This is a genomic window from Kitasatospora sp. NPDC059803 (genome assembly GCF_042732255.1).
GTDB lineage: Bacteria > Actinomycetota > Actinomycetes > Streptomycetales > Streptomycetaceae > Kitasatospora.
In genome coordinates, this window is record NZ_JBHWIJ010000566.1 from 1 (window position 1) to 1,772 (window position 1,772).

Annotated in this window: 1 protein-coding gene; it reads left to right on the forward strand. The window is 76.1% G+C overall.

Annotated features, from left to right (window positions below):
* Positions 1–439 precede the first annotated feature (439 nt).
* Positions 440–1,711, forward strand: coding sequence for a C40 family peptidase (locus ACFV6I_RS39520; RefSeq protein WP_380431127.1), 1,272 nt, complete (start codon positions 440–442; stop codon positions 1,709–1,711).
* Positions 1,712–1,772: the final 61 nt, after the last annotated feature.

Sequence of the window (1,772 nt, forward strand, 5' to 3'; positions counted from 1 at the left end):
GCGGGGCCCGCCCCGGGGGCGGTGGGCGGTGCGTACGGCGAGGGAGACAGAGGTGGGGGCCAGTACATAGGGGAGCAGCAGAGCAGTAGCGCGATACGGGCGGGGAGCAACCGGACGTACGCGGTTCGTCCGACCGGGGTGGAGCACCGGTCCGGGCGACACCCTCACCTGCGTCCGCACACCCGCCGGATCCATCGGTAGTTCGTATACCTGGTGCGCCTGACTGAAGGTGACTGGCGGTCAGATCATCTGATGGTCACCCGCGCGGCGGAGTGCGTTCGAGGTGTGAAAAGCGCTGGAGTTGAGAACATGATCGACGAGTGACCGTTCTGTCATGTGATGGGATGATTCGTCGGACCTGCTCCGCCCGGCCGCCCCGCCCGAGCGCCGCGGACCGTCCGCCGCCGTCCCCTCCGGACCCGTGAGAAGGGGATGTCTCGTGGCGCGCAGGCTCCTGCCGACCCTCCTGTTGTCCCTCACCGCCCTGCTCGGGCTGCTCCCCGCAGCCCAGGCCGCCCCGGCGGACCCCGAACCGGCCGCCGGCCCCGCCCGGACGGAGGACCCGTACCCCACCACCGGGGAGATCGACCGGGCCCGCGCCGAGGCCGACCGCACCGCCGCCTCCGTCACCGCCATCGAAGCCGGCCTCGCCGCCGCCCGGACCGAACTCGACCAGGCCGGCCGCAGCGCCGAACAGGCCGTCGAGGCCTACAACGGCGCCCAGCTCGCCCTCGTCCGGGCCCGCGCCGACGAGACCACCGCCGCCCGGCGCGCCACCGCCGCCGAGGCCGACCGCACCGCGGCCGCCGAGGACGCCGCCCAGCTCGCCGCCGAAACGTACCGCCAGGGCGCGGGCGCCGCCCTCTCCGCCCTCAACGCCCTGCTCGGAGCCCACGGCCCGCGCGAAGCCGGCGACCGCGCCGCCGTGATCGGCGTCGCCAGCGACCGCACCCGGCAGATCCTCGACGCCGCCACCTCCACCGCCGCCGCCGCGACCCGCGCCTCCGCCGCCGCCCGCGCCGCCACCGAGACCGCCGAGAAGGCCGCCACCGAGGTCGGCGCCGCCAAGGCCAGGGCCGAGGCCCGGCTCGCGGCCCAGCAGGAGGCGGTCATCGCCGCCGACCGCCGCCGCGAACAACTCCTCACCGACCTGGCCGCCGCCCGGCACACCACCGTCGACCTGGAACGCCGGCGCAGCGAGGCCCTGCAGGCGATCGCCGCCCGCGAGGCCGAGGCCGCCGCCCGCGCCGCCGCCGAGAAGGCCGCCGCCGAAGCGGCCGCCGCGGCCGAGGCCGCCGCCAAGGCCACCCCGGCCGCACCCCCCGCCGCCGACCGCCTGTGGTCCGCCGAGGGCGCCGCCGCCGCCATCGCCTTCGCCCGCTCCAAGATCGGCCTGCCCTACATCTGGGGCGGCGAGGGCCCGGCCGGCTACGACTGCTCCGGGCTCACCATGATGGCCTGGCGCGAGGGCGGCAAACAGCTCAACCACTTCGCCGCCGACCAGTACGCCGAGAGCACCCCGGTCAGCTACCGCCAGCTGCGCCCCGGCGACCTCGTGTTCTGGACGGACACCGGCCGCGCCGTCGACATCCACCACGTCGGCCTCTACATCGGCGACGACCAGATGATCGAGGCCCCCCGCGTCGGCATGCCGGTCAAACAGGCCAGCCTCTGGATCATGGGCACCCCCGACTTCTACGCCCGCCCGTAGGGGCTGGCCGGGCCGCTAGGGCCGGCAAGCCCGCGTGGGGGGGGGGGGGGGGTGGGTGGTG